We start from the raw sequence: 25,600 nt of genomic DNA, 5'->3' as shown, positions 1-25,600 counted from the left end.
TTCCTTGTTAGTGATAACTTTTAAATCCGTTAAAAGTTAAATTGAAACGTTTTGATAACAAACGCTAAGCATGATATTTACTTGACAGAGTTTTACTGTAATGGAAAAGTAATCATTTTCTGATATCTAATAAAAAATAATAAATACAACAAGATAAATAAAAACGATTAGAAAAAACTTAGATATTCATTAGTTCAAAAGTCAGTGTTTTTTATGAATTTTGGTGATAATCACCTGCACTAACTCACTAGGCAATTGTAAAAAACGATCAGATCGAAATGATTTAGCAGATAACCCTTTTCACTGTCAGCGCTAAGCAATGTGTGAGCGGGCAAATTGCCCTAATTCATACAAGGAAATTTATGCAGTACAAGGTAGGCGACTGGTTGGTTGTCGCTAACGAGAACAAACTAACAAATAGGGATAGCGTGAAAAGCGTTGAGCCTAAGGTGATGACACTCCTTGTGTATTTGTGCCAGCACCCAGAAGAAGTGAAAAGTGTTGAGCAATTACTGGCAGATGTTTGGCCTGACAGAGTGGTGACGGAAGCGTCCATTTACCAAACTATCGCCCAATTACGTAAAGCGTTAGGGGATAAGGCAAGTCAGCCTCATTATATCGTCACGGTTCCCAAAAAAGGCTACAAACTGATTGCACCAGTTCAAAAAGTTGAGCAGAAAGAGTGTTTATCAACTATCGAGGTGGTCAGTTCTATAAAGCAGGCTACTGCCAACTCTTTAAGTCCAATCGATGTTAATGCCACACTGGCAGGCCAATGTAAGCCTGCTCAAGCTCTGGCCAGCAAGCCTCTAAACCTGTGGCAACAGAGTGGCATAAGCTTGGGACATACAAGATGGCTAGGTGCATTGGTCTTGGTTCTGTTGGTGATCACGTTGAATTGGTATGTTCCTACAAAGAAAAGCGAAATAGCAACTATTGCAATATTGCCTTTTCAACGTCCTGGGTTAAGCCATGAACAACAAAATCTAGCTCAAGTTTCAGCCAGAGGGCTGAGTTACATGTTCAATCGTGTCACCAACTTGGATACGGTTTCATTCACATCAAGTGAGGCCGCAGCACGTAAAGGAGGCTCGGCCGTTGATATCGCCAGTATGCTAGGCGCAGATTATTTAGTTGAGGGGCAGGTTGAGGAATTAGCCTCAGGCACCTTACACCTTGAAGTATCGTTGATAAGGGGTAAGGATGGCATTCAGATCTGGTCAGGTGGGCGAGATGTTATTCATGACCAGCAAGAGCAAGTGCACCTTGCCTTGATTAAGCAGATGTTAACAGCGTTAAACAACAAAGCCCTTCGATTTAAAGATACGCAAGCCTTACACCAAAAAGCAGGTAACTTGGTCGCATTGCATACGCCAGCAGCCTATGATGATGCCATTAATCTACTGACAACCATCACTCAGTTTGATGATCAAGACAGTCAGGCATTTGCAGAATTATCCCAATTATACCTAGCAAAATATATCGGTGAGCAAGATAAGCAGGAATGGCTAACGCTGGCGAAGCAGAACCTATATCGATCACTTAGTATCGCGCCAGAATCTGTTGATGCGTTATTGGCGCTGGCGAAAATCCAAGTTAATGCGGGTGATTATAACCAAGCTCGCCAGTCAGCAGCCCAGGTTCTAGCGTCTGACCCCAATAATTTAAGGGCCAATCTGACCTTGGTCCGCTGCCATCTCGCAGAGCAAAAACTGTATCATGCTAAGCGGGTATTGCTGACGTTACAACAAGACTATAAAAAGGATCCAAGGGTTATTTTGCTCAATGCGTTAGTGGCTATTCAGATGGGCGATCAAGTCAATAAGCATTTAAGTCTGATAGATAAGCGATTAAACGAGCCAGAAGCCGTGCCAATGCCATACCACTATAGTGAAATGGCGATAACAACGGCCTTAATTGTCGGTGCAAATCAGTATGCATTAAGGTGGTCGCAAAGGCGTCTGCAACTAACACCCCAGTATCATGTCATACGCATTTTAAAAAGTTTGGCGCTGGTGGGCTTGGGAGAGCTATCTAAAGCTGAGCAGGAGCTTGTTAAAGTGGCACATCGTCCCATCACAGAAACTTATAACGCTTATCAAGCCCTGTATTTGGCCAATAATCAACATCACGACTTGCTAGCCTTGGTTGAACGCAGTACAGAGCAACTTGAACTATCGTATGAAATATCAACATTGAATCTGATCCATGGCATGGCCGCTATGTATGCAGGGGATTTCTCCACCGCTAGCGAATACGTAAGTGAGGGAATTAAACGTCAGAGTCAGTTTCAGCATCGCCGTTTACAGATGCCATTATACTATGGCAGTTTGGCCTATAGTTTAGTTCAACAAGGTAGACCAGTTGAAGCGGCAAAGTATCGTCAATTGGGTTTGCAGCAGATTAATGCCCTAGACAATGATGGGGTAAAATTGGCCAACCTTGAAGTGTTTCGCGCCCGATTATATGGGAACTACAACCCAAATATGGCCATCCACGCCTTAAGTAAGGCTATTAATGCAGGATATCAAGATGATGTTTATCTAGAGCAGGAGCTCACGCTTATTTCGCTGCACAATGAAAAGGAGTACAGCGCCTTATTGGCACAGGCGCGCCAAAACAAACAGCGAGCTAGCCTTCCTTCGGTAATCAGTCCTTAGCCACAGCGCCTGACCAATAAAGGCGCTATTTGCCAAGTAACTTGAGATCATCCAAACTGAGCCAGTCTACTTTTACATTGGCTTGTTCAAACATATCTTGGCTGACTTTGATTTTGTCACCCCAGCGCGATAAAAAGTCTTCGCTTTGCTCAGGGCAATGCACCACAGCTATGCCGGTTTGAATAATTTTGGCGGCGCAGTTAGGGCAAGGGAAATGGGTCACCCAAATTTCACAGCCCGCTAAATCTCGTTTGGCAAATAAAATGGCATTTTCTTCGGCGTGCAGGGTCTTCAGCAGCTTCATTTCACGGCTATCGGTTTCGGCACTGTCTGATATACCGTGGGGATAGCCATTGAATCCTAATGAAACAATACGATTATGCTCGGTAATGACAGCGCCAACTTGGGTTGAAGGATCTTTACTCCACGAGCTAACCAGCTCAGCCATTTGAAAAAAGCGTGCAGCCCATTTACCTATCATGTGATTTCCTTATTGGGGATAGATTGTTATTCAAAAATATGGCTATTTTTACTCAATTAACAGAAAGTTGCTAGTAGATCGTCGGTTCGAAATCGAATCAGGGGTACTAATATTGCCGGGACAGGGTATAGGATAAGCTAAGATGGTACTCGCGAGTAGATTTGAACTACCGACCTCCACCATGTCAAGGTGGCGCTCTAACCAACTGAGCTACGCGAGTATATAAAGAGAGGAGATGGTACTCGCGAGTAGATTTGAACTACCGACCTCCACCATGTCAAGGTGGCGCTCTAACCAACTGAGCTACGCGAGTATATTTCCTGCGTTATCCAAGCTACATAATTGCCATGTCTCTTGGAAACGAGCGCTAGTTTACCAAAGGCGAACACGCTGGCAAGTACTTTTTATTGCAAAATGTTTACTTGGTGATTGTTTGCACTGTTTTAGCTGATTTATCATCCAAATTCTCTCAAGTCACTGACAAGCCTCTGAGTTAGCGTGTTTTGACCGGCATAATTATGATTAATCTAACAGCGTTTGATGTATTTGTTATCTACAATTGATATTGTGTTAGAGACGCTCAATTAGCTCTAACTGTGTTTTGGTTTTATTAGGAGTGCTAGCATGAGTTGCAAACGTATTGTGTTTTTCTGTTTAGCTATGCTGGCTGGCTATCATGCCAATGCCTTGGCCAAAGATATTCGTCTAGCAGTCGGGCTGGCCTTACCACCATATTATCTAGCAGAGTCCAATTCTGGTTTAGAGTTAGAGATTATCGCTGCAGCACTGGCTGTTAACGGGCATACCTTAACACCGGTATTTGTCCCTTTTGCACGTGTTATTCCGTCTTTAGCCAATGGGTTTGCGGATGCCGCTGCACCGGCTAATGAAAGCTCACAATATCAAGGTGGCTACTATTCTGACTCTCATATCAGCTATGTGAATGTGGCGGTAAGTATGGCAAGCCAAGGGATTGAACTTGAAAATGTAAGTCAGCTATCAAAATACTCCATTGTAGCGTTTCAAAATGCGAGCCAATATTTACCTTTAGCGTATCAGCAGGCCGTTGCTGAGAATTCCCGTTACAGTGAAAAATCCCGCCAAGACTTACAGATCTCCATGCTAACCAGTGGGCGAGCAGAGGTGATAGTGTTGGATTTAAATATTTTTAGATACTACGCCAAAGAGCAAAATATCGATACTTCAGCCATGAAAGTGCATCGTATTTTTGACAGCGTCGCCTATAAGGTGTTGTTTAACGATATTAATTTGCGCAACGATTTTAATGTTGGCTTAGTTGAAATTCGTAATAACGGCCTTTATCAACGCATTATAGACCGCTATTTAGTTGCCGATATTGTTGATGCTACGTCATTCTTGCTGGCTAATTAGGCTGTTTCTCGGCTGTTTTGTTGGCGGCTAAATCAATAGACAGTTTATAGGCTAGGTAGTATTTATAATTGTTCGCGACGTATTGCACAGTTTCTCGGCCTGTTTCTAATGCCGCAGCAATTTCTACTTGGCCAAACCATACCGTATCATCTAGTCCCATCTCTTGTGCTCGTTTGAGCATTTTATTCAACTTATTTGGGCCTGCATTATAAGCCGCCCACAGCATAGCTTGATGGTTGTCAGGTGTTAAATTTTTATCCGCGAGGTAATGTTTATCGATCCAATGCATATAGCGCGCTGCAGCTCGGATGTTGCCTTCTAAGCTGCGATAGTCCTTCACCTGCATTTCCTTAGCTGTGGATGGGAGCACTTGCATGATACCAACGGCGCCGCGGTGGCTGACCAGCGTGTTGTTGAATTTTGACTCTTGGTAGGCTTGAGCAATCAGTGCGATAACGTCTAATTGGTTAGTTTCTGCCGCTTGCTGAAATGCGAGATAAATGGGATCACTTAAATCAGGCATAGCGGGGGCGGCTTTTGCCCACTTTATGTCCTTGTAGTAACGATTAAATAGGGTATTGCCTAACAGTGTGCCTTGCTGCGCATGTTTGCTGACAAACTGGGATAAAAATTGGTTTAACTCTGGATTATTTTGTCGTGTCGCCCAGCCAATATGGTTATTGACGCTAATGGGCTGCTCAGTATGGATCATAAGTTCAGGGAATACTTGTGTCCATAATTTGGCTTTGTAGTCATCGACTACCACTGCTTGGATCATATCTCCAGCCAGCATTTCAATGAGATCTTCTGATGTTAAATAGCGATTGGCTTCGATAATTTTGATAGCAGGCAGGTCTTGCTTAGCTAAAATCCGATTGATGGTATTGAGGTGTTCGGTATAACTGCTGTGTTGCAAAACGTGTATGGTAAGCCCAGCTAATTGCTCTAAGCGATTGATTGGTGCTATGGATTTATTTGTTACTAGCACTTCATTTACCTGGGTTAAGAGCGAATCAACAAAGCTGATTTGTTTTTGGCGATCAGAGGTATTTGATAAGAATGCAGCAATGAAGTCGCCTTTTCCTTCGTTCAGGGCTGGGATCAACTGTTCAAATGGCACAGGAATAAATTTGATCTTGGTTTTGTCGATTTCCTTTTTAATGCCTTGGTTTAGTTGGTTTTCAAGCTGTTGGAGTAATTCGGTTTGCAGCCCTAGGATGGTTCCTTTGCGGATAAAAAAATCGGTTTTGTTGTAGCTGACCAAGGCGCGCAGCACCCGTCGCTGTTTTATTTCTGTTAAATCACCGGTAAATGTTTGTTGGGCATAGTAAGGTAGGAAGGCATTTTGATTATTCGGCTCATTGCTAGCATTGGCTGGGTGCCAAGAGAGCAAGATAGCAAAAGAAAATAGGGCTAAAGCCAAGCGAGAACGGATCATGTTGCTTTCCTTATGAAAAAAAAAGCAGGCCGAAGCCTGCTTAACGTCGCTTATTTGCGTACATTAGCCAATGATGGCATTGAATGTTGCGCTTGGGCGCATTGCTGCAGAAGCTTTCGCAAAATCAGGTTGGAAGTAACCGCCTAGATCTGAAGGCTTGCCCGCTGTAGCAAGAATTTCAGCTAAGATAGTTTCTTCGTTTTCAGCCAGTGATTTAGCAATAGGCGCAAAGTGTGCTTGCAACGCAGCATCTTGAGTTTGTGCCGCTAGTGCTTGTGCCCAGTACAGCGCAAGGTAGAAATGGCTACCACGGTTGTCTAACTGGCCAGCTTTACGCATCGGCGACTTATTAGTGTCAAGTAGCTTACTGGTCGCTTGGTTTAACGCATCAGCAATTACAAGCGCTTTTGCATTGCCATTTTTGTGGCCAAGATCTTCAATTGACACGGCTAAGGCTAAGAACTCACCCAATGAATCCCAACGTAGGTGAGACTCTTGCTCAAACTGTTGTACGTGTTTAGGCGCTGAGCCGCCCGCACCGGTTTCGTATAAACCACCGCCTGCTAGTAGTGGTACGATAGATAGCATTTTCGCACTGGTGCCTAGCTCAAGAATTGGGAATAAATCCGTTAGGTAGTCACGTAGTACGTTACCTGTTACAGAAATTGTATCTTGGCCTGCTTTAACGCGATCTAGTGTGTAGGCAATCGCATCTTCTGGCGATAAGATCTTGATTTCTAGACCAGCAGTGTCGTGATCAGCTAGGTAAGTGTTAACTTTCTTGATTAGGTTAGCATCGTGAGCACGTGCCTCGTTTAACCAAAATACCGCAGGTGAGCCTGTTGCGCGAGCACGGTTAACGGCAAGCTTAACCCAATCTTTGATTGGCTCATCTTTAGCCTGACACATTCTCCAGATGTCGCCTTGCTCTACCGCATGCTCCATTAGGGTTTCGCCAGCTTGGTTCACAACACGGATGGTACCGTCGGTTGGTACTTCAAAAGTCTTGTCGTGTGAGCCGTATTCTTCTGCTTTTTGCGCCATGAGACCCACGTTTGATACGTTACCCATAGTAGTTGGGTCAAATGCACCATTATCTTTACAGAACTGGATAGTTTGCTGGTAGATACCTGCGTAACAACGATCTGGGATCATGGCTTTAGTATCGGCTAGCTTGCCATCAGGGCCCCACATTTGGCCTGAAGATCGAATAGCGGCAGGCATTGACGCATCGATGATCACATCACTTGGTACGTGTAAGTTGGTGATGCCTTTGTCAGAATCAACCATAGCAAGTGGTGGTTGTACAGCGTAAACGGCTGCAATGTCCGCTTCGATTTCAGCTTTTTTATCTGCAGGTAGGCTAGCAATTTTAGCCACTACATCGCCAAAACCGTTTTTGGTGTTCACGCCTAGCTCTTTGAATAGATCTGCGTGTTTTTCAAATACGTCTTTGAAGTAAACAGAAACCGCGTGGCCGAACATGATGGGGTCAGATACCTTCATCATGGTGGCTTTTAGGTGCAGAGAAAGTAGCACGCCAGATTCTTTTGCATCTTTGATTTCTTGCTCATAAAAAGCGCGCAGTGCTTTGGCACTCATGCGTGCGGAGTCAATCACTTCACCCGCTTGCAGTGGGGTAGATGCTTTAAGTACGGTTACGCTGCCGTCGTTGGCAACCAGTTCAATTTTAACATCATCGGCTTGTTCCATGATGACCGATTGCTCGCTGCCAAAGAAATCATCGCTTTGCATGTGAGCAACATGTGATTTAGAGTCTTTGCTCCAAACCCCCATTGAGTGTGGGTTTTTCTTTGCGTACTCTTTTACTGGTGCCGCTACACGGCGATCTGAGTTACCTTCACGTAGTACTGGGTTTACTGCACTACCTAGGATTTTCGCGTAACGCGCGGCAATTTCTTTTTCTTCTTCGTTAGCAGGGCTTGCTGGGTAATCCGGTAGGTCGTAGCCGTGTGCTTGTAGTTCTTTAATAGCAGCAACAAGCTGTGGCACTGATGCACTGATGTTAGGCAGTTTGATCATGTTAGCTTCTGGGGTTTTAGCTAACTCGCCTAGTTCGGTTAGGGCATCCGGTTGACGTTGTTGTTCTGTTAGTTTTTCAGGAAAGTTTGCAATGATGCGTCCTGCAAGAGAGATGTCTTTGGTCTCTACTTCAATCTCACCAGCTTCAGTGAATGCCTTCACGATGGGAAGGAAAGAGTAGGTCGCCAGTGCTGGCGCTTCGTCAGTAATGGTGTAGATAATTTTTGAAGTTGGTTTGGTCATGATATTCCTTCGTTCTCTGTCGAGCTGTTAGTCTTAAAGACAGGTCGCGGTGCACGAGTTGTTGTTCTTTTCTGCTTTTAATGCAGTTTTTCGAGTGCACGCTAATTGCTTTATATTGGATATTGTCGGCGCATTTTAGCAGTTTTAAGGGTTGATGTAATTAACCCTGAACTTGCAATTCTGAGGCTTGCCTTATGACAGACCTTGTTTGGTTGCAATGGAGGTAATGCAGTGGCACCGACCTTGCCTATAAGGCAAAAATGCCCACCGAATGTTAATGAAATTCATAAAAAAAGAAAGCAAAAAGTGACTAAAGTGAGCAGCAATCGGTGCAAATGCGGCCTAATTAACGTAATTTTCGCGCATATTTCTTCCTAATTACTTTATCTGTGGTGTTTTTTGGCTAATGTTAAATCTGTGTTAAAGGGATATTGCATTTTAATTTCCCTTGTTTAGTGTGTTAACAATAATTTGGTATTTTGAGATAAGGGTGATTTGTTATTTCTGACCAGAGCGGTAGAATCGCCGGCCACCTGATATCAACAAGATAATTAATAAAGGAATCATTATGGTCGTGAGTAAAACCTTTGCCAAGCGACTTGGTGCGCTCTCATTGGCATGTATTGCAGGACCAAGCTGGGCTGCTGGCTTTCAATTAAATTCACAATCAGCAACAGGCCTTGGCCGTGCGTTTGCCGGTGATGCGGTCATTGGCGACAATGCCTCAGTGATGGCGCGTAACGCGGCGGCCATGACTTTGTTCGATAAAACGACCATGTCTTTAGGTTTTATCGTTTTAGATACTGATATCAAGGTAAAAGATGCCAGCTATGTCAATGGCTTTGTACCCGGTCAAATCTTCCCTGCTAATTTTGGCGATGCTGGGGATACCTCGGTAGCGCCTAATTTGCATGTTATTGTCCCGATCAATTCAAATTGGGTTTGGGGTGTCAATGTCTACTCTAATTTTGGTACTAAAACCGAGTTTGATAGTGCTTACGTTGCACCTGAATTCGGCGGCAAAACCGACGTTAAAAGCTTTAACCTAGGTACTAGCCTAGCTTACCGTATTGATGAGCAATGGAGTTTAGGTGCGGGTTTAGATCTTGTTTACGGTAAAGGTAAAATGCACCGTGGCCTAAATACCCCGGCCGGGCAACAGACTATTTTAGACATCGATGCCGATGGCTTTGCGCTTGGTTTTAATTTGGGAGTGATGTTTGAGCTAAATCAGAACAACCGTTTTGGCTTATCTTACCGTTACAGCCCTAAACTTGAGGCTAAGGGGGATATTTTATACGCCGGGAATCAAACGTCTCCACTAGCTAAAAACGATAAGCTGCATATGCCATTGCCTGATATGATCGAGTTTTCTGGTTATCATCGTGTGAGCCCGCAATGGGCTGTGCACTACAGCGTGCAATGGATCGGTTGGGAAGAGTTTGATGTATTAAAATCCAGCGCTCACGGCGTGTTAAATCGTTATGAGTGGCAAGATGGTTTTCACTATTCTTTAGGCGCTACCTACGAATTAAACTCAAGCTGGACGCTACGTGCAGGTTACATGCACGACACCAGTGCACAAGATCAAATCACTTCGATCTCAGTGCCTGATTCGGATCGTAATTGGTTTTCAGCAGGTTTTAGCTATCACTTAAATGCCGACTCATCTATTGATGTGGGGGCGACTTATCTTATGGGTGAAGATGTCAATGTGACTGAGCAATCACCTTATTCAAAATTGGAAGGTAAAACCCGCGCAGATGCTGTGCTAGTGGGCGTGCAGTACAGCCGCTCATTTTAATTGGACACACCGAGATGCGTTTTATTGATGCTTCTCGGTGGTTTAATGGATGTGGCAGGTCAAGCTAGGCCTGCATTTTTGCTATTTATTCATCTGATGTTGTTGTTTCCTGCTCAACGTCAACCTCGTCCTGTGTTATTTCTGCCGCTTTTGCACGTTCAGCCTTTGAGATGTATTTGGGTTTATTGCTGTGTTGCAACTTAGCGTTTGCTCTTTTTTGCCTTTTCTTCAATTCTTGGTTGATTTTCTTCTTTCTGTTCATCAGATTGTTATCATATTGTTGTAATGTAGATAAGCATTATTGTAACTGACTCAAGCCCTCAGCATAAGGAGCAAACCGTGAATATATTGGTGATAGGAGCACTCGGTACGGTCGGACGCCATTTAGTGCCAAGGTTAATAGCAGCGGGGCATCACGTCAGTATCAGTTCACGCAGTGCAACTAAGCCTGTGCCTTGGCGCGATTTGCCGCATCAACGATTTACCGTTGATCTGCTTCAACCCGATTCCATTGCCGCTGCGTTACAGGATATCGACGTTGTTTACTATTTAATGCATGGCATGACAGATGGCCAACATTACACCCAAACCGAGCAACAAGCCGCTCATAATCTCGTCGCGGCAGTGCAGGGAACCAAGGTGAAACGCATTATCTACTTGGGCAGCTTGGTGTCGGGGAACCCCAAATCAGAGCACATGTTATCGCGAGTATCCACAGGCCATATCTTAGCGGGCTCTGCCATTCCGGTGACCGAAGTGCGAGCGGGTATCATCGTTGCGCCCGGCTCTGCCGCGTTTGAAGTGATGCGTGATGTGGTGGGCCATATTCCGATCTTTTTTGCTCCCAGCAGCGTGAAAAATTTAGCGCCACCTATCGCGCTAGATAATCTAATTTATTACCTTGTCGAGCTGATTAATCATCCTAGTTCGGCCGGACAGATATACGATGCCACAGGGCCTGAGTGGATCAGTTACAAGCATATGATGCAAATTATTGCGAAAAAGCTGTCCAAGTCTTGTCAAATTATTGCGATTAAGGGCTTACCGGTTAGCTGGACACAGCAAGTGCTGGGCATCATCACATCGGTGCCCAAGCCATTAGCAAAAGCCTTATTGGCTGGGCTTGATGAACCATTACAAGGCAGCGGTTTGCGGATCCAAACCTTGATACCACAAACACTATTAAGCTTTGAACAAGCGGTGGACGCTGTTTTAGCCACGGAGAAGATCCGCAGCTATCCGAAACGTTGGCAAGATGGTATCCCTGAGTTTCGCAATTTTTCGCCCTTACATGGATTTTATGCCAAGCGTGCAGCCCATTCTATTAGGATCAAGGCGCATCCAGCGAAAGTTTGGCAAGTGTTAAATCGACTAGGGGGCAAAGATAGGTATTTTTATGCTAACGCCTTGTGGGCTATGCGTGAATGGATAGACCAACTTGTAGGTGGCCATGGTCGTCTCCATGGGCGTGATAATACCGAACAATTTATTGTTGGTGAGCGGGTAGACTCGTGGCGGATCTTAAGTGTGATCCCTGAGCGGCTGTTGGTCATGAAATTTGGTATGAAGGCACCAGGTGGTGGAGGCATGCAACTTAGTATTACGCCCATCAATGAAACAGATAGTGCCCCCGAATGTAATTTAACCATTGAATTACTTTGGCATCCGGCTGGTTTTTGGGGCTTAGCTTATTGGTATTTCTTTGCGCCTTGGCATGCGTTATTACTTCATGGCATGGCCGATAAGATAGCGAGTCTTGCATTGCAATTAAATCACGCAGAGCATGAAACGGTACAACAAGGGGTATTGTAATTGCGAGGGGGCTGGTCGTTCACGTTTACGCTTGCGTGAGAGCGACCAGCAGTATTAGATATTAAAACGCTTGAGGGGCAAAACCTGTCACTTCTTTAATGCCAAGGTCGCGCCCTAAAGCGGTCATTGGATGGACGACAATCAAGCCCTTAACGGATTTTTTCAGTGCGCCCATATCGGCCTGCTCTTGCTTGGTCAATACGCGCTTAAACGGCATTTTTAAAACCGCACTGCCTTGATTACCAATTTCGTAGGTTTGTTTCCCTTTCAGAGTTTTGATTTTCTTCTCTGCTTTGGCAATTTCTAGTTTAAAGTGCTTGACCATCGCCGCATCATCACGCTCATACGCGGCGTTAAGTTTGTGCTTAAACTTATCAAGCTTGTTATTCCAATCTTGGATTTCTTTTTTAAAATTCATTAGGTTATCTCTTTAATACGCTTATTTGCGTGATTTATTTTTCTTTTGCTGCTGTTTGCTTAGCTCAAAGTCAAGTTCGTCAGGTGTGATCACTAAACCGTCTTCATCGGTTTTGGGAAAAACCACTATCGCTAATTGATCATCTTCTAATCCGGGAGTCCAACGAGCTTGCCAATCGGCTAATTTGATCGCTTTTGCTTCACAGTCTTGCCAATCGCCCGTCGCCCAAGCTTGTGCAAATTCTTGGTTTGGCCAAACGGGGACACAATCTTCATCCTCAGTATTTAGCATCACACAGCCATGTTGGTCGGTTAATATCCACAGTTGTTGCTCTTTTACGGCTTCTCTAATGAGGTACTGGTAACGCTGCTCGGCGTCATAGCCTTCAATTACGGCAATTTGGCTTGAGTCTAAAGACATCTTGGGTTCCTGTAGTAGTAGTGAGGTGCTTATTAGCTAACTCGAATTAAATTATAGCAACAACAATATGATTATTGGGCAAATTGCTCGGCCAAATAGGCGTTAATATCGGATGATTCATACATCCAAACTGTTTCGAGTTCACCTTGCGCGTTGTACTTATCTATGCGTAAGCAAGGTACCTTCACGCGACCGCCACCCGCTTGCAGGTCTGCCTGATGCTGTAAATCATTTTTGGCATCACGGTATTCTATGTTTAGACCTAAACGCTTTATCTGGCGTCTAACTTTGACGCAAAAAGGGCAAGCTTGAAACTGATATAAAGCGTAATGCTGAGTTTGTTTATCAACTTGTTGCTGTTGTTCAGCGCTGCGTTTAAGGCTTTTAGGCGGGGTCAGGGCATTGACCAATAATATAATGCGGCCTAATAGCCAACGGATTAACTTCATCAACGACTTCCTAATTATGCTGATTTGATTCGCGGCTATGATAACAAAGAAAGCGTTGCGGCAGAAGCAAGGGAAGCGCTTAGCTGCGGTGAATTTAATCCAACTGCTGAAAGGATCCGTAAAGTCGGGGAGGATGAACGTAAATGTAAGGTTTAGATATTAGTATTTCATTTAATCATATTGCGAAATCGTTTGGATCTGAGTCTGTCTCTGTTGTTTGGCTCAAACGCGACTTAAGATTGCAAGATCACGAGCCTTTGTTTGAAGCCGCTCGGTCAGGAGGACGGGTTTTACTTATTTATTGTTTTGAACCTATGCAGTTGACCGATGAACATTATCGTCTTCGTCATTGGCGGTTTGTGTTGCAATCATTGCAAGACATGGCGGTTCGATTGCCTAATAAATCAATATTGTGTAGCCAAGCCAGTGCACTAGAAACGTTCACCCAGTTACACAGATTAACGCCTCTTACTGCAATATTTTCTCATCAAGAAGTGGGCTTAGAAAACACTTTTCGCCGAGATCAAGCGATGGCTGCTTGGTTTAAACGCAATAACATCAGTTGGCATGAGACACCCTATGCGGCTGTAATGCGTGGTTTGAACCATCGTTCGGATTGGCAAAATAATTGGCATAAAGTCATGCGCGCAGAGCAAAAAAATTGTGATTTGGCTAAGGTCGACTGGCATATTTTGTCTGATCAGCAGCTTACTCAACTTGGTTTGATGCCCCCTAGTTCTATGCACATCACTCAGCTGGATGAGAAAGTTAGCCAAGTTACACCTTACCAGCATAGATATGATGATTTGCAGGGACACTTTCAACAAGGTGGTGAGAGCTTTGCGCAGCAGACGTTAAGTAGTTTTTTTACCGAGCGGGGTAAGCCTTATTATTACTCTTTGTCTAGCCCCAATACGAGTCAGGCTCATTGCTCTCGGTTATCAGCATACTTAGCATGGGGTAACTTAAGTTTACGGCAAGTTTATCAGATGACGCTGGCTCATTGGCAACAACCGGGGTGGCGAAAAAGCCTGATTGCATTTAGCGCTCGTCTGCATTGGCATTGTCACTTTATTCAAAAGTTTGAAAGTCAGCACGAGATCGAGTTTATGCCGATGAACTCGGGTTATCAGGCGATGCCTTCAACCACAGGCGAGCTTGCCATAAAACGCTTAAAGGCATGGCAACAAGGACAGACTGGGATCCCTATGGTGGATGCTTGTATGCGCTGTTTGTTGGCGACGGGTTACATCAATTTTCGAATGCGGGCGATGCTAGTTAGCTTTTTGTGTCATCACCTAGATCTAGATTGGCGTTTGGGCGTGAAGCATCTAGCCAGTGTATTTTTGGATTTTGAGCCAGGGATCCATTACCGCCAATTTCAAATGCAAGCCGGAATAACCGGTATCAACACCATTAGAATTTATAATCCGGTTAAACAGGGGATAGAGCAAGATCCTGAGGGAGAATTTGTAAGGCGTTGGTGTCCAGAGCTAGCTCAGTTGCCCAACGAAGTCGTTCATTCTCCTTGGCAAATGGCACCGATGGAGCAACTTTTTTACCAAGTTGAGTTAGGCATGGACTATCCATTTCCCCTTGTAGATATCAAGCAAAGCTATCAATTTGCCCAAGCCAAATTATGGCACTGGCGTGATAGGCCGCAGGTGAAGCGCCAAGTGGCTCACATCTTGGCGCGCCATGTTCAACCTAAAGCTAATAAGACCAAGCCAAAACCACGTAATTAACCACTTAACCACTTGAGAAAGTAGCCACTAGAGAAAGCTGATGAAAATGATGCAAAAATCTCAGTTGCCAACAAAGATTTGCTGCGTTTGCCAGCGACCGTTTAGTTGGCGTAAAAAATGGCAACGGGATTGGCAACATGTGAAGCATTGCTCGGAGCGTTGTCGTCGAAGCAAACCTAATGAGCCTTAGTTTAATGCTCCTTTTACCTTGTATATTATGCTTTTATATTGTTGAAGGGCTTGATTATAGTTAGGATACAAATTGGTTATCTTTCTGGAGTGACAAAATAATGAGCCATTCACTTGATGATTTTGAGGTTAAACTGCCAATCTCGCCAGAGTTATTCGCCTTTCAAACCGAAGTGAAAGAAAAATTGTACGACTTTAACCACGCTAGACCGTCACAGCATGAGCTTAAAAGTAATATTTTGTCTTCACTGTTAGGTAGCCATAATGGGGCAAATATTGTGCCGCCATTTTACTGTGATATGGGGAAGAACATTCATTTTGCTGAAGGTGGTTTCTTAAATGCAGGGGTGAAAATTCTCGATATTGCGCCTGTGCATTTTGGCCGTTATGTGCAAGTTGGGCCTAATGCGGTTATCAGTACTGCGGGTCACCCACTGGACATGGCCGACCGCGTGCTACCTTTTGCTACAGGTAACCCTATCACGATAGGCGATAGTGTTTGGCTTGGCGCTGGGGTGATAGTGTTAGGCGGCGTAACCATAGGTGCAAGAAGCGTAATTGGAGCCGGAAGTGTGGTAACCAAAGACATTCCTGAAGATTGCTTGGCGGTGGGGTCACCTTGTAAGGTGATTCGTAAAATTGAACACGGTGAAATACCCAGTGAGGCCGAGCTAATCGAAATGTGGCGACCTATGTTTGAGCTAAAAGAAGGCTTAAGTTCAAACAAGGATTGATCTGATTATTGTTCCTGCTGCTTAACTAGCTCAGCCATGGGCTAGTCTCACCTTACATTTTCATACAATTAATGACAAAAACGCGACAGATCCATCTCGTGCCAGACGTTAAGCTGAAGTCAGTTTAACAATGGAGAGAAGTTATGAAATGTCGATTCGTATTTTTTGCTGTTATTTGTGTCATCATTATTTCTTGTGTTGGCTGTTCGTATAATCGAGAGCCCGTAGTGGATATGGCGCAAGTTGACCCCGCGCAATATCAGGCTGATCGCCAGTATTGCGAAGACTACGCTGAGCAATTAGACAAGCATGAATATGCCAAAACCGAGGCCATTAATGGGGCTGCGTCTGGTGCACTCGTGGGCACCGTTGCTGGTGCAGTGGAAGATGGATGGTCTGGTGCTTTAGTCGGCGCGGTTGTTGGGACTGCCGCTGGTGCTGGGGTCGGCGCAATTTCAGGGGCTAATGACGCGACGGGCAAGCAAGCTGTGGTGCTGCGTAACTGCTTATCCGAGAAAGGCTATAAAGTTTATGATAAAGAATAATAACGCTTCGTAATGGGTTGAGCTTTCAAACTATATTTGGGCTCTGACGTACGTGATTGAACCGAGCTTAAATTTTTTGCTTGTGGCAACCCCTATTTTTCATAATGGGATCTGTCGCAAGCTTGAGCAGGCGCAATTTGATGCCTGTGGTTGATGCTTTATAATACGCGGCTAATTTAAAGCACAAGCCGAAACGGAAGGTTCGGCATTATTGTGTGAGTTTCCTGCACCGCCAATGGAATAAAGTAGTAATGAAGTTAGCTAAACGTCAAGCACGAGCCAAAAATAAAAAACAAAAATATAATCAGCAAAAAGCCCTAAAGGCCCAGCAACTAGCTGCCCGCAAGCTTAACGCAAATCGCCCAGTTACCACATCGCCAGCCGTGGTTAAGACCTCGACTCCTAAGGTGGAAGAGCAGGTAACAAACCAGCCTGTAACAGCACAGAGCAGCGAAGAAAAACAGCAAGAAGCCGTTAAAGCAAGCGATATCTCGGCGGATAAAGCCATCATCAATACAGCAGCCTTCACCGTAACACATCCTATTGAAACCATCACAGCGATTGAAAAAGCCATTGCAAAAGATGAATTTACGCCTACCTTATTGGGTAAGCTTTTTGATGTTGGCGCAGTCAATATCAATAACATGCTAGAAAAGCTTGGTCTGCAAGAGGCAAAAGAAACCGGCAAGTCTCGCGCTGTTAGCACTAAGGGTGAAGCTTACCTTGCTAAGGCAAAAGCCGCCGGACTAACGTGGAAGTTTGCGGTAGTTGAGCAGCTGGCTAGCCTAGATGATCTCATGCTGGATCAGCAGCTATGTAATCAAGAGTACCGTCGGTTTGCTTTAGCGCAATAAATTTAAGTTTGGCCTACTAGATTAGACTCAGTAGGCCATCTTCCTCACAAATCCTTGCCTTTAGCTATCGCGTTTCACACGCTTACCACCCGCATTTTAAGTTCATGTAATTGGTACAACGGCTGCATTTTTGCCTGTTAGTGGCTTATATTTGTCTATTTAACACATTAGGGCTATAATAAGTGCAAAACCGACAGGGTGGAGGGAGTATGTCAGCAGTACAACAAACCGTCGCAACGCCAGAGCAAGTGTTAGCCAAAGCCTTGTTGAATGTGGGCGAACAGCTAGCCTTAAACAAAACCGAGCTCGCAGCCGTGATCGGCATACATCGCACGGGCTTGAGCCGATTGACTTCACTTGATCCTAAATCGAAACAAGGTGAGCTGGCATTACTGTTGATCCGATTGGCGCGGGCACTTTATGCCTCTACCGGTGGTGATAAACAGTGGATGCGCCATTTTATGCAAAGCCATAACAAGATCACGCGCGGCGTGCCCAAAGAGCAAATCAAATCGATTCAAGGTTTGATGACGGTCTTGCGCTACCTTGATGGTATTCGAGGCAAACTTTAATGCTTTGGCAACGTTGTCGGGGTGAGCAGGCCATTACCCCTGTCAGTGGCGTGTTATATCGACTGGTTGAAAGCCAAGAGCAAGTGGCGACCTTATCGCTGGTTGATAACCTTGACGAGCAAGCCATGCTGGAAGATTTACTTGAGCAAGCCAAACCTGAGTATCCCAGTGAGGAGCTCGCCCAAAGCGAGCTGCATTATTTACTCAAAACCCCGTTTCGTTACCCACCACTGCAATGGGGCTCGCGTTTTGGCCAAACACATGAGCCGAGTATTTTTTACGGCGGAGCCACAGAGCAGGCGACCCTGATTGAGTCGGCATATTATCGATTTGTGTTTTGGCATGCCATGGAAGCGCCGCCAATCAAAGACAAACTGCGCACCGAGCATACGTTATTTACGGTAGGTTACCAAAGCGAGCAAGGCATTAAGTTACATCAAGCCCCCTTTGCTGGGCACGCTGAGCTACTTGATCCAACCGATTACCGCGTTTGTCAGCAATTAGGGGCGGCGATGCGCGAAGCTGGCGTAATGGCATTTGAATATCACTCGGCCAGAAGCAAAAACGGGGATATTTGTGTTGGCTTATTTGAGCCGCAAGCCTTGTGTCAGCGTCAGCCTCTGGCCACTTATGGCATTTTGTGTGAGGTTGATGCCAATACCGTCGCGTTTAAACTACTTTACCAAAACCAAGTGATGCGTTTTGATATTAGCGACTTTTTAATTGACGGTGAGTTGCCGTTTCCAGCCTAATTTATCGGCATGTTAGCAGCACATTGATAACATAAAACTGGGATAACAGAAAATTTCCACCATTAACATTGAGGGAACACATGGAGCCTGCCGTCAAAGCACATTTTGCAACCTATCCCAATCAAGTACAATCGCGCCTATTAGATTTGCGCGCCCTAATCTTTGAGCTTGGCGCACAACTCACATCGGATAAGGTTGAAGAGAGTTTAAAGTGGGGGGAGCCTAGTTATCGAGTCAAATCGGGTAGCCCTGTCAGAATAGATTGGAAGCCGAAATCGCCTGAGCACTATTACCTGTTTTTTCATTGCCAAACTAAGCTCGTTGATACCTTTCGCGAGCTTTATCACGAGCAATTATGCTTTGAAGGAAATCGAGCAATCAAATTATCCTTGGATCAGCCACTGCCCGAGACTGCCATTCGACATTGTTTAACCTTGGCACTGACTTATCAGCAGCGCAAACACTTACCCTTGCTTGGCGCAGTTGCTCAAGTATGATCACTTGATCCCGTAAAAGGCATGCAATGTGATTGCCAGTTCAAACCCTAAAGAGAAGCCCAAATGACTGATTTTGCCAAATTAATCGCCATCGCCAAGCGTAAAGCCGAATTTGATAAGGACAATACTTGGTACGCTGGCGCATCCACCTATTTATCTGAGATTAAAAAAGAAGTGGACGAAGTCATCGAAGAAATTCCAAACAAGCGAATTTGTTATCTCGAGGAAGAGCTTGGCGATGTACTGTGGGATTACTTTAATGTGGTGCTCTCTCTTGAAAAAGAGCAGGGGGTCAAGCTTGATTCAATAATCAATCGAGCCTGCCGCAAATATGACGAGAGAGTAACGGCTATCGAAAATGGCATTTCGTGGGATGAGGTTAAAAATAAGCAAAAACAGTTGCTTGAGCAAGAACAAGCGAAACTTGAACAGCTAAAATAAAGCAACAATTTACCCTAAAATCGCTTTAAATCAGCTCCTTTAGGGTAAATGAATTAGCTTACATGCCGTTGCTATCTGTCTAGAGAACGCAGTCTAGAGAACGGTTATTACGTCTTGTGCTGCTAAACGAGATTTAGGTAGCTTAGCATTGTAATCTTCCTCAGGGTGATGATAGCCCATAGCCAAAGCCACTTCACAAACATAGCCAGCTAACTCATCTTTGAATATTTCGCCGATCAATTCGCTATCAACGCCTTCCATACAAGTAGAATCTATGCCTAAGCGAGCAAGGGTATGAAGGGTGTTACCCAACGCCAAATACGCCTGTGCCTTAGTCCAAGGCCCCGTGTTACCCTGTTCATCAGTGTTTAACGTAGCAAAGGAAAAACTGCCAAAGGCTTTTTCTCTGTCTTCTGGTTTAGTGCGGCCATCAGCAATGCCCTTATCAACTACCTTGGCGTAATCATCTCGGTTGTATTTAGGGTTGTGGGCAAACAGCACTATGTGTGATGCAGCCTTGATATGAGGTTGATTAAATCGAAATTTATTTGCAAAAGTATCATGCATGCGCTGTTTAGCCGCATCACTTTCAATCACAATAAACTTCCATGGCTGTGAATTAATCGAGGACGACGATAAGCGCATGGCTTCATATATCACCGCTAGATCTTCAGCTGGAATACGTTTAGTAGGGTCGTAGCGTTTAGACGTGTAACGCTTATTTAAATCAACGAGAATTGGGTGCATAGTTTTTTCCATCTTATTTCGGTGTACCAGCAAATTTGAGGTAAGTGAAAGAGGGTGGTTGCCAATATTGCTAATTAGCCTTTTGGTATCATCTTCATGTTAGCTTGCCCTGTCAAATAATTGCAGTGATGAATTGGAAGATGATTAGAAAGTAACGATAAACTAATCCCAAGAATATGATCAGTGAATTAAGAACAACAAATTTATTGTGCCTTTAAATATGTACTAAGATGCTTGAATGGTTAATCCCCCAAACGCTGTAATACCTGAACATTAACTATTTACTTTGTTGAAAAATGACAAGTATCTGCTTGTAGCTAAGCTTGCTGTAGCGCGTATGGTTTAACCTCTACTGCTGCTTGCCTTGAATTATTTCAACTATTTTCATTTTTTTTCGCAAAATTCAGGGTTCTAAAGTTAGATTTATGGAGTTCTCTTGCGGAACTAAATTCAGAGGACTAATAATGGAAAGGAACAACATGTTACAAGCTGCTCAGCTGATTAACTCGGCTAAATGCATCATCATCGCTGCCGGTGCTGGCATGGGGATTGACTCTGGTTTGCCGGATTTTCGTGGCAATAAAGGGTTCTGGCGCTGCTATCCTGAGCTTGAGTCAGAGCAACTGTCTTTTAGTGATATAGCCAGTGGGACGGCTTTTATAGAGCATCCGAACAAGGCTTGGCAGTTTTATGGTCATCGCTACAGCTTATATAAAAATACCAATCCACATCATGGGTTTAAGATTTTGCTGAATTGGATTAGCGATCTTAACAAAGACTACTACGTTTATACTACTAACGTAGACGGGCACTTCCAAAAAGCCGGGTTTGATGCCGATAAAATAATGGAAGTGCATGGCAGCATTAATTATTGGCAATGCTCCCTTGCTTGCAATGATAGCTTGCTCGAAGTTGATGAGCCTCATTATGACTTTTCAACTTTGCCACAGTGCCCATGTTGTCAGCGTTACCTGCGGCCGAACATCAAAATGTTCAATGATCCGTATTGGTTATCACAACGAACATTTGCACAAAAATCGGGCTATCGCCGTTTACTCATGCGTTATCAGGCAGATGAGATAGTCGTGATTGAGATTGGTGCTGGCCAACATATCCCAACCATCCGCAGAGAGGTTGAGGTACTTGGTTCACCCGTTATTAGGATCAACCCAGAGTTGGGCCCTTTACCAAGAGGCTATATTGCTATCGAGCAAGGCGCGCTCGAGGCCCTTTGCGCCATAGATAGCGCATTGTCATTACCTAAGGAGAACAAACCATGCCTATGCTAATTGATTACATAGAAGATATTGCTGTTGCCAAACAGCGGGATGTTGTTTGGATTTCATTTATCAAGCCAGACATGTGGTCTGAAAGAGTCGACTTTGACTACCAAAACAGCCCAATACGCAGCCAAATAATGAACTGGTTAACGGCGAACGAATACCATTATTACGAATGCGGAGATTATGAATGCCTCAACCTCTCATTGCCGTATCGCGGCTCGCTGTATATTGATATTGCCATGGATCAAACCGATCCCGCTTATAACAAACTGCTTGCCTATTTGGAGTACCCCGATGGTATTTGCCGATTCGAAGGCGTTTATTTTATGTATATCCCGTTGGATAAGGCGCAAGAGCGTGTCGAAAAGAAACGCGCGTTTCAAGCCGAGCTTTACGAAGGTTGGGAAGACGATTAAAGCAATTAAAGGGTAGGAGATATTTTATGTGTGGATATTGTATCGAATCAGGCATTGTTCTGGATTATGTTGCAAGCCAGAGGCTATCTAATAAGTTAGCGCATGATGCATTTATCATGGATAGCTGCGGACTAGACAACTATCTTCAGGAGGCGATAAATTTTCCCGAAGTGATTGATGAAATTAAACAATTTGGAAACTTCCCAAGCACAGTTACGATTGCACTTTGTCGCATGATGGAAGACTTAATAAACCAAGGATATAGCGATCTCTATCATGATCTTGCCACCCGCTATGGTGAAGATGTCATCAATGAGGCCCTAGCAAGGTTGAAAACCCATTGCCCCAATGAGTATTTCAAGCCCCTTTGCGAGCGCGAATTGTATCTCAATCAAGCTAACTGGGAGCATTATCTGAGTAATGTTGACCCGCTTGTTGAAGAGGCTGAAAGATCGCTCAATGCCTACCTTGATAGCTGGATTAAGCTTGAGAGCGCAACTCGTGCGGACTTGGAGCGTTTTTATAACTCATTTCCACAGGTCTTTTTTGCCTATTCAATCATCAAACGGTATAACAGTGACGCTGACATAGTGCGAAAGATAGCGTTAGCAAATTCCCTCAAGGAGCCAGACTTCAGTGGCTATGATTTGTGGCTACAAAGGAAAGCCTTTGTGGCCTGTGTACAAACTGACGGCGTTGAGTTTGTAATGGAAAACTGTGCGGATATCCGACTTGAGCTGGTTTATTATGCTTTGCTAAAAGATGCCTTTGCTAGCCAAGATCGGGAGCTGCTCAAAAAGCACCTATTGTCACATCAATACTTGGAGAGCATGCTAGACCCCGATGCGGTGGTTGAGTTGATAAATAACCTGTAACAGCATGCTTACGCTTCGTTAAAAATGGTCTCTTACATCCTTTATGAACCCATACCGTGGCAAAAATCAATTACATAAGCGTGAGGCTCGCTATATTGGTTGGACGAAAAGCTAAAACGCTTTTGCCCCAAAATGAGTTTGGGGTAAGCAGAAATAGTCCTGTATAGGCATCAGCCAAATAATCAAGCAAGGTGTCAGTGAACGTCTCACCCTTGCCTGTGGTATCACTGAAGGACATTTGGATTACTATTCATTACAGAAGATGAACCGCCTATTGCACATCTTCTCAATCGAGAGTGCATGATGGGTGCTTTGGGGGCTGGAAGGTAGAGACCTCAGGCTACCGATTAGGTGCGTAGCCAAAGTTGGTAAAAGTCCGTTACATCGTGCTTGGGATTCTTACGCACGAACTCCCAGCCATGGCGCTTGTAGAATGTGAGAGCCGATGGTTAGTTCGGCTGACCGAAAGTACAGCACGTAAACAACCCGCTTTACTCAAAGTGGTTACAATATAATCCTGCACTTTTGGGGCGAGTCCTGATCCACGAAAATTCGGCTTTAAGTAAATGAGATGCACATAGCCAGTCTCCGGCTCGAGTTAAAAGCTACGAAACTCTAACTGCCCTGCAAATTGACCATCCACAAATATATGGATATAGAACCATCCTGAGGTGCCTAACCGATCTAAGACTCGTGGCGTGATGTCGGAGTCGTGGTTAGTGCAGCAAAGTGATGGCAGCGTTAGTTTTAGGTATCGTGATTATGCAGATAATCAACGAGATAAAATCATGACCTTGCCGCTTGAGGTGTTTATCCAGCGTTATTTACTGCATGTGTTACCAAGAGGGTTTATGCGGGTGCGTCATTTTGGTTTTTTAGCGAGCGCCTGCCGCCAGCGTAAGTTGGCGCTGATAAGAAAACAACAAGGGATAGCACAACTGGAGCAGAAAGAATCTGAAGAGGAAAAGGTGGTGAATTGGCCTTGTTCGGCGTGTCAACAGGGGGTGTTGAGGTTGAGTCATGTGGGGTTAGAGCCAATAGTACAAACAGGGGAAATTGAAGGCGCAGAGCGAACGGGATATCAACCGATAAGGTTGCTGATTAATCAATATGTTACTCTATGAAATAAAAAGGAGATAGACGGTTAATTTAAATAAAGTTAGCTTGTCAAAAGACGATAACTTGGTTTAAATGAAAGGATTAAAACGTCATCAATGCCAACAAGGAATGTGGAATATCATGCTACAAACACCTTGCCCGATGGTCAAACAAGGGGCACATCCAAAAGCAAATTCCTATAGCATAAATGACACCAACCTGATACCACAGCTCGGGTATCGGCTCAGTCCAACAAGGGATTTATACGCACACAGTGCGTATAAATACTAAAGCGTTCTATTTTTCGAGGCACTGAATGAACAAGGATGAAATCCCCAAAATTGCAAAAGATGCCCTTTCAGAAGTTTTAAGTGAGTCTGGAAGTATTCTGTATAGCAGCCACGAAACACTAAAATCTGGTGATGTGTATTTACTTGGTTTTAATCCTGGTGGCGCTGGCGGAAATCCTGTAGAGCAAAGCATAAACTCCATGCTCACAAATACAGATAATTCCTACCTTGATGAAAGCTGGGAAAATCATAACGGTGCATGGGCTAACGGTGAAGCTCCTCTTCAAAAAAGAATTCAGTGGGTTCTTGAGAACCTTGGATTAAATACAAGAGATGCGTGTGCAAGCAATCTAATTTTCCTTCAAAGTCGGAAGGCAAGTGACATAAGCTTTTCGCTCGCAAAAAAGTGTTGGCCTGTCCATGAAGCAATACTGAGCATTATCAAACCAAAACTTATAATCACTTTTGGTAACTCCAAAGTTTCTCCCTATGGTTATTTACACACTATGCTCGGTGGAGACGAGGAGCATTTTCCATCAGGTCACGGAAATTGGTCGCTCAAGGGGTTTAATTGTGAAATTAATGGCCGCTCCGTATATGTTGCAGGCCTACCACATTTAAGCCGCTACTCACCAATAGGCAAAGAAGAGGTCGTTGAGTGGCTATCAAAACAAATATAACAAGTTGCTCAAGCATCGTTCCGGCCAAAAAAACGGCCTCCACTGGACGCGCGCTGCTTAGCAAAGCGTTAGCTTTTTGGTTGAATTATGAGGACTAAATAGTGTTCAAACGTTTTGTCGTTGGGCATATCAACAAACAGTCGGGAGTGAATCAAGGAATCTTAGGCGTGGCTTATCGTATCAGTCGAGAAAGGCAGGCTGAAGGAACCAGCATAGTTGACCTTGATACACATCTAGAATGGTTGATGAGTTCTTTTCCAATTCCTGATGTTTTTGATAATCCAGAAAGTTTAAAAGGTGTCTGTTGGTTTAAGGATACAGCGGTTGAAATTCTTGCTCACGTAGTAGCCATAATTCCTTATGTAGAACAAAGTGGCTTCATAGTTACGGAGTTAATATCTGATCGACCTGGTCTAGTGATATATGAAGATGACTTCCAGATCGTCGCTATCCCAAACGAGCACCAGAGCTTAAAGCTAACAAGTGTAGTGGGCAATAGAAATTGGCCACAGGCTTAGAGCTTATCCATACTTTGGGTAATATGAAATGCCGTGATTAGAGCAAAAGTCCTAACACGCAAATGTCAAAAATGATTTTGAGATTGTTCCAACTACATTGTCATTTCCATCGTTTGGTTGGTCGCACCACACCTAAATACGCTCAAAATTTAGCTTGCTTCTCGTGATAGGAAACCTCAAGAAGATACATAAGACACTAAAGAG

The 25,600-nt window shown here is 44.2% G+C and carries 27 protein-coding genes, 2 tRNA genes and 1 pseudogene; 19 read left to right on the top strand and 11 right to left on the bottom strand.

The annotated features are described in order from the left end of the window. Positions 1-362 precede the first annotated feature (362 nt). Positions 363-2,660 (top strand): winged helix-turn-helix domain-containing protein, encoded by a 2,298-nt coding sequence (locus ACK8OT_RS03950; RefSeq protein ID WP_410195208.1) that lies wholly within the window; start codon positions 363-365, stop codon positions 2,658-2,660. A 25-nt stretch (positions 2,661-2,685) separates the two neighbouring features. On the opposite strand, the gene ACK8OT_RS03945 is transcribed toward ACK8OT_RS03950, so the two are convergent. The 3 genes from ACK8OT_RS03945 to ACK8OT_RS03935 all read right to left on the bottom strand — a co-directional run bounded on the left by ACK8OT_RS03945 (position 2,686) and on the right by ACK8OT_RS03935 (position 3,454). Beyond that, complete coding sequence (locus ACK8OT_RS03945) at positions 2,686-3,141, bottom strand: dCMP deaminase family protein (RefSeq protein WP_410195207.1); 456 nt, start codon at positions 3,139-3,141, stop codon at positions 2,686-2,688. A gap of 143 nt (positions 3,142-3,284) precedes the next feature. Next, positions 3,285-3,361 (bottom strand) — tRNA-Val (locus ACK8OT_RS03940). Between the two features lie 16 nt (positions 3,362-3,377). Continuing rightward, positions 3,378-3,454, bottom strand: a tRNA-Val gene (locus ACK8OT_RS03935). Between the two features lie 311 nt (positions 3,455-3,765). Between ACK8OT_RS03935 and ACK8OT_RS03930 the strand changes: the two genes are divergently transcribed. Continuing rightward, complete coding sequence (locus ACK8OT_RS03930; RefSeq protein WP_410195206.1) at positions 3,766-4,533, top strand: substrate-binding periplasmic protein; 768 nt, start codon at positions 3,766-3,768, stop codon at positions 4,531-4,533. Here the strand turns inward: ACK8OT_RS03930 and ACK8OT_RS03925 are convergent. Together ACK8OT_RS03925 and ACK8OT_RS03920 are read right to left on the bottom strand one after the other, a co-directional pair. Beyond that, entirely contained in the window at positions 4,526-5,971 is a 1,446-nt protein-coding gene (locus ACK8OT_RS03925; RefSeq protein WP_410195205.1) for an MltF family protein, read from the bottom strand. The genes ACK8OT_RS03930 and ACK8OT_RS03925 overlap by 8 nt on opposite strands. A gap of 63 nt (positions 5,972-6,034) precedes the next feature. Then, positions 6,035-8,257, bottom strand: a complete 2,223-nt coding sequence (locus tag ACK8OT_RS03920) for an NADP-dependent isocitrate dehydrogenase (protein WP_410195204.1) — start codon at positions 8,255-8,257, stop codon at positions 6,035-6,037. Positions 8,258-8,825: 568 nt separating this feature from the next. On the opposite strand from ACK8OT_RS03920, the gene ACK8OT_RS03915 reads away from it, so the two are divergent. Next, positions 8,826-10,061, top strand: coding sequence for an outer membrane protein transport protein (locus tag ACK8OT_RS03915; protein WP_410195203.1), 1,236 nt, complete (start codon positions 8,826-8,828; stop codon positions 10,059-10,061). A gap of 85 nt (positions 10,062-10,146) precedes the next feature. Here the strand turns inward: ACK8OT_RS03915 and ACK8OT_RS03910 are convergent, their stop codons facing one another. Beyond that, positions 10,147-10,323: a DUF2986 domain-containing protein gene (locus ACK8OT_RS03910; RefSeq protein ID WP_410195202.1), complete on the bottom strand. Its 177-nt coding sequence runs from the start codon at positions 10,321-10,323 to the stop codon at positions 10,147-10,149. A 77-nt stretch (positions 10,324-10,400) separates the two neighbouring features. On the opposite strand from ACK8OT_RS03910, the gene ACK8OT_RS03905 reads away from it, so the two are divergent. Continuing rightward, positions 10,401-11,873: a DUF2867 domain-containing protein gene (locus tag ACK8OT_RS03905; protein WP_410195201.1), complete on the top strand. Its 1,473-nt coding sequence runs from the start codon at positions 10,401-10,403 to the stop codon at positions 11,871-11,873. A 61-nt stretch (positions 11,874-11,934) separates the two neighbouring features. Here the strand turns inward: ACK8OT_RS03905 and ACK8OT_RS03900 are convergent, their stop codons facing one another. From ACK8OT_RS03900 to ACK8OT_RS03890, 3 genes are all read right to left on the bottom strand, one after another. After that, positions 11,935-12,291 carry a YibL family ribosome-associated protein gene (locus ACK8OT_RS03900; protein ID WP_410195200.1) on the bottom strand — a complete coding sequence of 119 codons (357 nt, stop codon included), beginning with the start codon at positions 12,289-12,291 and terminating at the stop codon, positions 11,935-11,937. Positions 12,292-12,312: 21 nt separating this feature from the next. Beyond that, complete coding sequence (locus ACK8OT_RS03895; protein WP_410195199.1) at positions 12,313-12,711, bottom strand: DUF2750 domain-containing protein; 399 nt, start codon at positions 12,709-12,711, stop codon at positions 12,313-12,315. Positions 12,712-12,782: 71 nt separating this feature from the next. Next, entirely contained in the window at positions 12,783-13,160 is a 378-nt protein-coding gene (locus ACK8OT_RS03890; protein WP_410195198.1) for a glutaredoxin family protein, read from the bottom strand. Between the two features lie 239 nt (positions 13,161-13,399). Between ACK8OT_RS03890 and ACK8OT_RS03885 the strand changes: the two genes are divergently transcribed. From ACK8OT_RS03885 to ACK8OT_RS03845, 9 genes are all read left to right on the top strand, one after another. Then, positions 13,400-14,905 (top strand): cryptochrome/deoxyribodipyrimidine photo-lyase family protein, encoded by a 1,506-nt coding sequence (locus ACK8OT_RS03885; RefSeq protein ID WP_410195197.1) that lies wholly within the window; start codon positions 13,400-13,402, stop codon positions 14,903-14,905. Positions 14,906-14,954: 49 nt separating this feature from the next. After that, complete coding sequence (locus ACK8OT_RS03880) at positions 14,955-15,095, top strand: DUF2256 domain-containing protein (protein WP_410195269.1); 141 nt, start codon at positions 14,955-14,957, stop codon at positions 15,093-15,095. Between the two features lie 100 nt (positions 15,096-15,195). Then, positions 15,196-15,828, top strand: a complete 633-nt coding sequence (locus ACK8OT_RS03875; RefSeq protein ID WP_410195196.1) for a sugar O-acetyltransferase — start codon at positions 15,196-15,198, stop codon at positions 15,826-15,828. Between the two features lie 143 nt (positions 15,829-15,971). Next, positions 15,972-16,373, top strand: a complete 402-nt coding sequence (locus ACK8OT_RS03870) for a glycine zipper family protein (protein ID WP_410195195.1) — start codon at positions 15,972-15,974, stop codon at positions 16,371-16,373. A gap of 251 nt (positions 16,374-16,624) precedes the next feature. Beyond that, positions 16,625-17,227: a hypothetical protein gene (locus ACK8OT_RS03865; RefSeq protein ID WP_410195194.1), complete on the top strand. Its 603-nt coding sequence runs from the start codon at positions 16,625-16,627 to the stop codon at positions 17,225-17,227. 209 nt (positions 17,228-17,436) lie between these two features. Beyond that, positions 17,437-17,799 carry an MbcA/ParS/Xre antitoxin family protein gene (locus ACK8OT_RS03860; protein WP_410195193.1) on the top strand — a complete coding sequence of 121 codons (363 nt, stop codon included), beginning with the start codon at positions 17,437-17,439 and terminating at the stop codon, positions 17,797-17,799. Next, a complete protein-coding gene (locus tag ACK8OT_RS03855) occupies positions 17,799-18,551 on the top strand; it encodes an RES family NAD+ phosphorylase (protein ID WP_410195192.1) in 753 nt (250 codons plus the stop codon). Before ACK8OT_RS03860 ends, ACK8OT_RS03855 begins: the two co-directional genes overlap by 1 nt. An 80-nt stretch (positions 18,552-18,631) precedes the next feature. Then, a complete protein-coding gene (locus ACK8OT_RS03850) occupies positions 18,632-19,048 on the top strand; it encodes a DUF1801 domain-containing protein (protein WP_410195191.1) in 417 nt (138 codons plus the stop codon). Between the two features lie 63 nt (positions 19,049-19,111). Continuing rightward, on the top strand, positions 19,112-19,489 hold the full coding sequence (locus ACK8OT_RS03845) for a MazG nucleotide pyrophosphohydrolase domain-containing protein (RefSeq protein ID WP_410195190.1): 378 nt from the start codon (positions 19,112-19,114) through the stop codon (positions 19,487-19,489). A gap of 93 nt (positions 19,490-19,582) precedes the next feature. Here the strand turns inward: ACK8OT_RS03845 and ACK8OT_RS03840 are convergent, their stop codons facing one another. Next, positions 19,583-20,236, bottom strand: a complete 654-nt coding sequence (locus tag ACK8OT_RS03840; RefSeq protein ID WP_410195189.1) for a nitroreductase family protein — start codon at positions 20,234-20,236, stop codon at positions 19,583-19,585. A gap of 464 nt (positions 20,237-20,700) precedes the next feature. On the opposite strand from ACK8OT_RS03840, the gene ACK8OT_RS03835 reads away from it, so the two are divergent. From ACK8OT_RS03835 to ACK8OT_RS03825, 3 genes are read left to right on the top strand one after another with little or no spacing between them, the layout of a single operon-like run. Beyond that, positions 20,701-21,525 carry an SIR2 family NAD-dependent protein deacylase gene (locus ACK8OT_RS03835; protein WP_410195188.1) on the top strand — a complete coding sequence of 275 codons (825 nt, stop codon included), beginning with the start codon at positions 20,701-20,703 and terminating at the stop codon, positions 21,523-21,525. Then, on the top strand, positions 21,513-21,935 hold the full coding sequence (locus tag ACK8OT_RS03830; RefSeq protein ID WP_410195187.1) for a hypothetical protein: 423 nt from the start codon (positions 21,513-21,515) through the stop codon (positions 21,933-21,935). The genes ACK8OT_RS03835 and ACK8OT_RS03830 overlap by 13 nt, the downstream gene beginning before the upstream one ends. Before the next feature lie 26 nt (positions 21,936-21,961). After that, positions 21,962-22,810: a hypothetical protein gene (locus ACK8OT_RS03825; RefSeq protein ID WP_410195186.1), complete on the top strand. Its 849-nt coding sequence runs from the start codon at positions 21,962-21,964 to the stop codon at positions 22,808-22,810. A 379-nt stretch (positions 22,811-23,189) separates the two neighbouring features. Here ACK8OT_RS03825 and ACK8OT_RS03820 read toward each other — a convergent pair. Beyond that, a pseudogene (locus tag ACK8OT_RS03820) lies at positions 23,190-23,390 on the bottom strand (N-acetyltransferase); the annotation flags it as partial. 91 nt (positions 23,391-23,481) lie between these two features. Here ACK8OT_RS03820 and ACK8OT_RS03815 point away from each other — a divergent pair. The 3 genes from ACK8OT_RS03815 to ACK8OT_RS03805 all read left to right on the top strand — a co-directional run bounded on the left by ACK8OT_RS03815 (position 23,482) and on the right by ACK8OT_RS03805 (position 25,396). Next, on the top strand, positions 23,482-23,934 hold the full coding sequence (locus tag ACK8OT_RS03815) for a transposase (RefSeq protein WP_410195185.1): 453 nt from the start codon (positions 23,482-23,484) through the stop codon (positions 23,932-23,934). A gap of 290 nt (positions 23,935-24,224) precedes the next feature. Next, positions 24,225-24,878 carry a uracil-DNA glycosylase family protein gene (locus tag ACK8OT_RS03810; protein WP_410195184.1) on the top strand — a complete coding sequence of 218 codons (654 nt, stop codon included), beginning with the start codon at positions 24,225-24,227 and terminating at the stop codon, positions 24,876-24,878. A 101-nt stretch (positions 24,879-24,979) separates the two neighbouring features. Continuing rightward, positions 24,980-25,396, top strand: a complete 417-nt coding sequence (locus tag ACK8OT_RS03805) for a hypothetical protein (protein WP_410195183.1) — start codon at positions 24,980-24,982, stop codon at positions 25,394-25,396. The last annotated feature ends 204 nt before the right edge of the window (positions 25,397-25,600 follow it).

It is taken from the genome of Motilimonas thetidivivens (genome assembly GCF_046452435.1).
GTDB lineage: Bacteria > Pseudomonadota > Gammaproteobacteria > Enterobacterales > CBDFNC01 > Motilimonas.
Note: the sequence above shows the minus strand (reverse complement) of the source record. Positions and strands in the feature narration are given on the sequence as shown.

What these genes read in the sequence shown, in the direction of transcription:
- ACK8OT_RS03950 (WP_410195208.1), top strand. Translation starts at nt 363, where the DNA reads ATGCAGTACAAGGTAGGCGACTGGTTGGTTGTCGCTAACGAGAACAAA.
- ACK8OT_RS03945 (WP_410195207.1), bottom strand. Translation starts at nt 3,141, where the DNA reads ATGATAGGTAAATGGGCTGCACGCTTTTTTCAAATGGCTGAGCTGGTT.
- ACK8OT_RS03930 (WP_410195206.1), top strand. Translation starts at nt 3,766, where the DNA reads ATGAGTTGCAAACGTATTGTGTTTTTCTGTTTAGCTATGCTGGCTGGC.
- ACK8OT_RS03925 (WP_410195205.1), bottom strand. Translation starts at nt 5,971, where the DNA reads ATGATCCGTTCTCGCTTGGCTTTAGCCCTATTTTCTTTTGCTATCTTG.
- ACK8OT_RS03920 (WP_410195204.1), bottom strand. Translation starts at nt 8,257, where the DNA reads ATGACCAAACCAACTTCAAAAATTATCTACACCATTACTGACGAAGCG.
- ACK8OT_RS03915 (WP_410195203.1), top strand. Translation starts at nt 8,826, where the DNA reads ATGGTCGTGAGTAAAACCTTTGCCAAGCGACTTGGTGCGCTCTCATTG.
- ACK8OT_RS03910 (WP_410195202.1), bottom strand. Translation starts at nt 10,323, where the DNA reads ATGAACAGAAAGAAGAAAATCAACCAAGAATTGAAGAAAAGGCAAAAA.
- ACK8OT_RS03900 (WP_410195200.1), bottom strand. Translation starts at nt 12,291, where the DNA reads ATGAATTTTAAAAAAGAAATCCAAGATTGGAATAACAAGCTTGATAAG.
- ACK8OT_RS03895 (WP_410195199.1), bottom strand. Translation starts at nt 12,711, where the DNA reads ATGTCTTTAGACTCAAGCCAAATTGCCGTAATTGAAGGCTATGACGCC.
- ACK8OT_RS03890 (WP_410195198.1), bottom strand. Translation starts at nt 13,160, where the DNA reads ATGAAGTTAATCCGTTGGCTATTAGGCCGCATTATATTATTGGTCAAT.
- ACK8OT_RS03880 (WP_410195269.1), top strand. Translation starts at nt 14,955, where the DNA reads ATGCAAAAATCTCAGTTGCCAACAAAGATTTGCTGCGTTTGCCAGCGA.
- ACK8OT_RS03875 (WP_410195196.1), top strand. Translation starts at nt 15,196, where the DNA reads ATGAGCCATTCACTTGATGATTTTGAGGTTAAACTGCCAATCTCGCCA.
- ACK8OT_RS03870 (WP_410195195.1), top strand. Translation starts at nt 15,972, where the DNA reads ATGAAATGTCGATTCGTATTTTTTGCTGTTATTTGTGTCATCATTATT.
- ACK8OT_RS03865 (WP_410195194.1), top strand. Translation starts at nt 16,625, where the DNA reads ATGAAGTTAGCTAAACGTCAAGCACGAGCCAAAAATAAAAAACAAAAA.
- ACK8OT_RS03860 (WP_410195193.1), top strand. Translation starts at nt 17,437, where the DNA reads ATGTCAGCAGTACAACAAACCGTCGCAACGCCAGAGCAAGTGTTAGCC.
- ACK8OT_RS03855 (WP_410195192.1), top strand. Translation starts at nt 17,799, where the DNA reads ATGCTTTGGCAACGTTGTCGGGGTGAGCAGGCCATTACCCCTGTCAGT.
- ACK8OT_RS03850 (WP_410195191.1), top strand. Translation starts at nt 18,632, where the DNA reads ATGGAGCCTGCCGTCAAAGCACATTTTGCAACCTATCCCAATCAAGTA.
- ACK8OT_RS03845 (WP_410195190.1), top strand. Translation starts at nt 19,112, where the DNA reads ATGACTGATTTTGCCAAATTAATCGCCATCGCCAAGCGTAAAGCCGAA.
- ACK8OT_RS03840 (WP_410195189.1), bottom strand. Translation starts at nt 20,236, where the DNA reads ATGCACCCAATTCTCGTTGATTTAAATAAGCGTTACACGTCTAAACGC.
- ACK8OT_RS03835 (WP_410195188.1), top strand. Translation starts at nt 20,701, where the DNA reads ATGGAAAGGAACAACATGTTACAAGCTGCTCAGCTGATTAACTCGGCT.
- ACK8OT_RS03830 (WP_410195187.1), top strand. Translation starts at nt 21,513, where the DNA reads ATGCCTATGCTAATTGATTACATAGAAGATATTGCTGTTGCCAAACAG.
- ACK8OT_RS03825 (WP_410195186.1), top strand. Translation starts at nt 21,962, where the DNA reads ATGTGTGGATATTGTATCGAATCAGGCATTGTTCTGGATTATGTTGCA.
- ACK8OT_RS03810 (WP_410195184.1), top strand. Translation starts at nt 24,225, where the DNA reads ATGAACAAGGATGAAATCCCCAAAATTGCAAAAGATGCCCTTTCAGAA.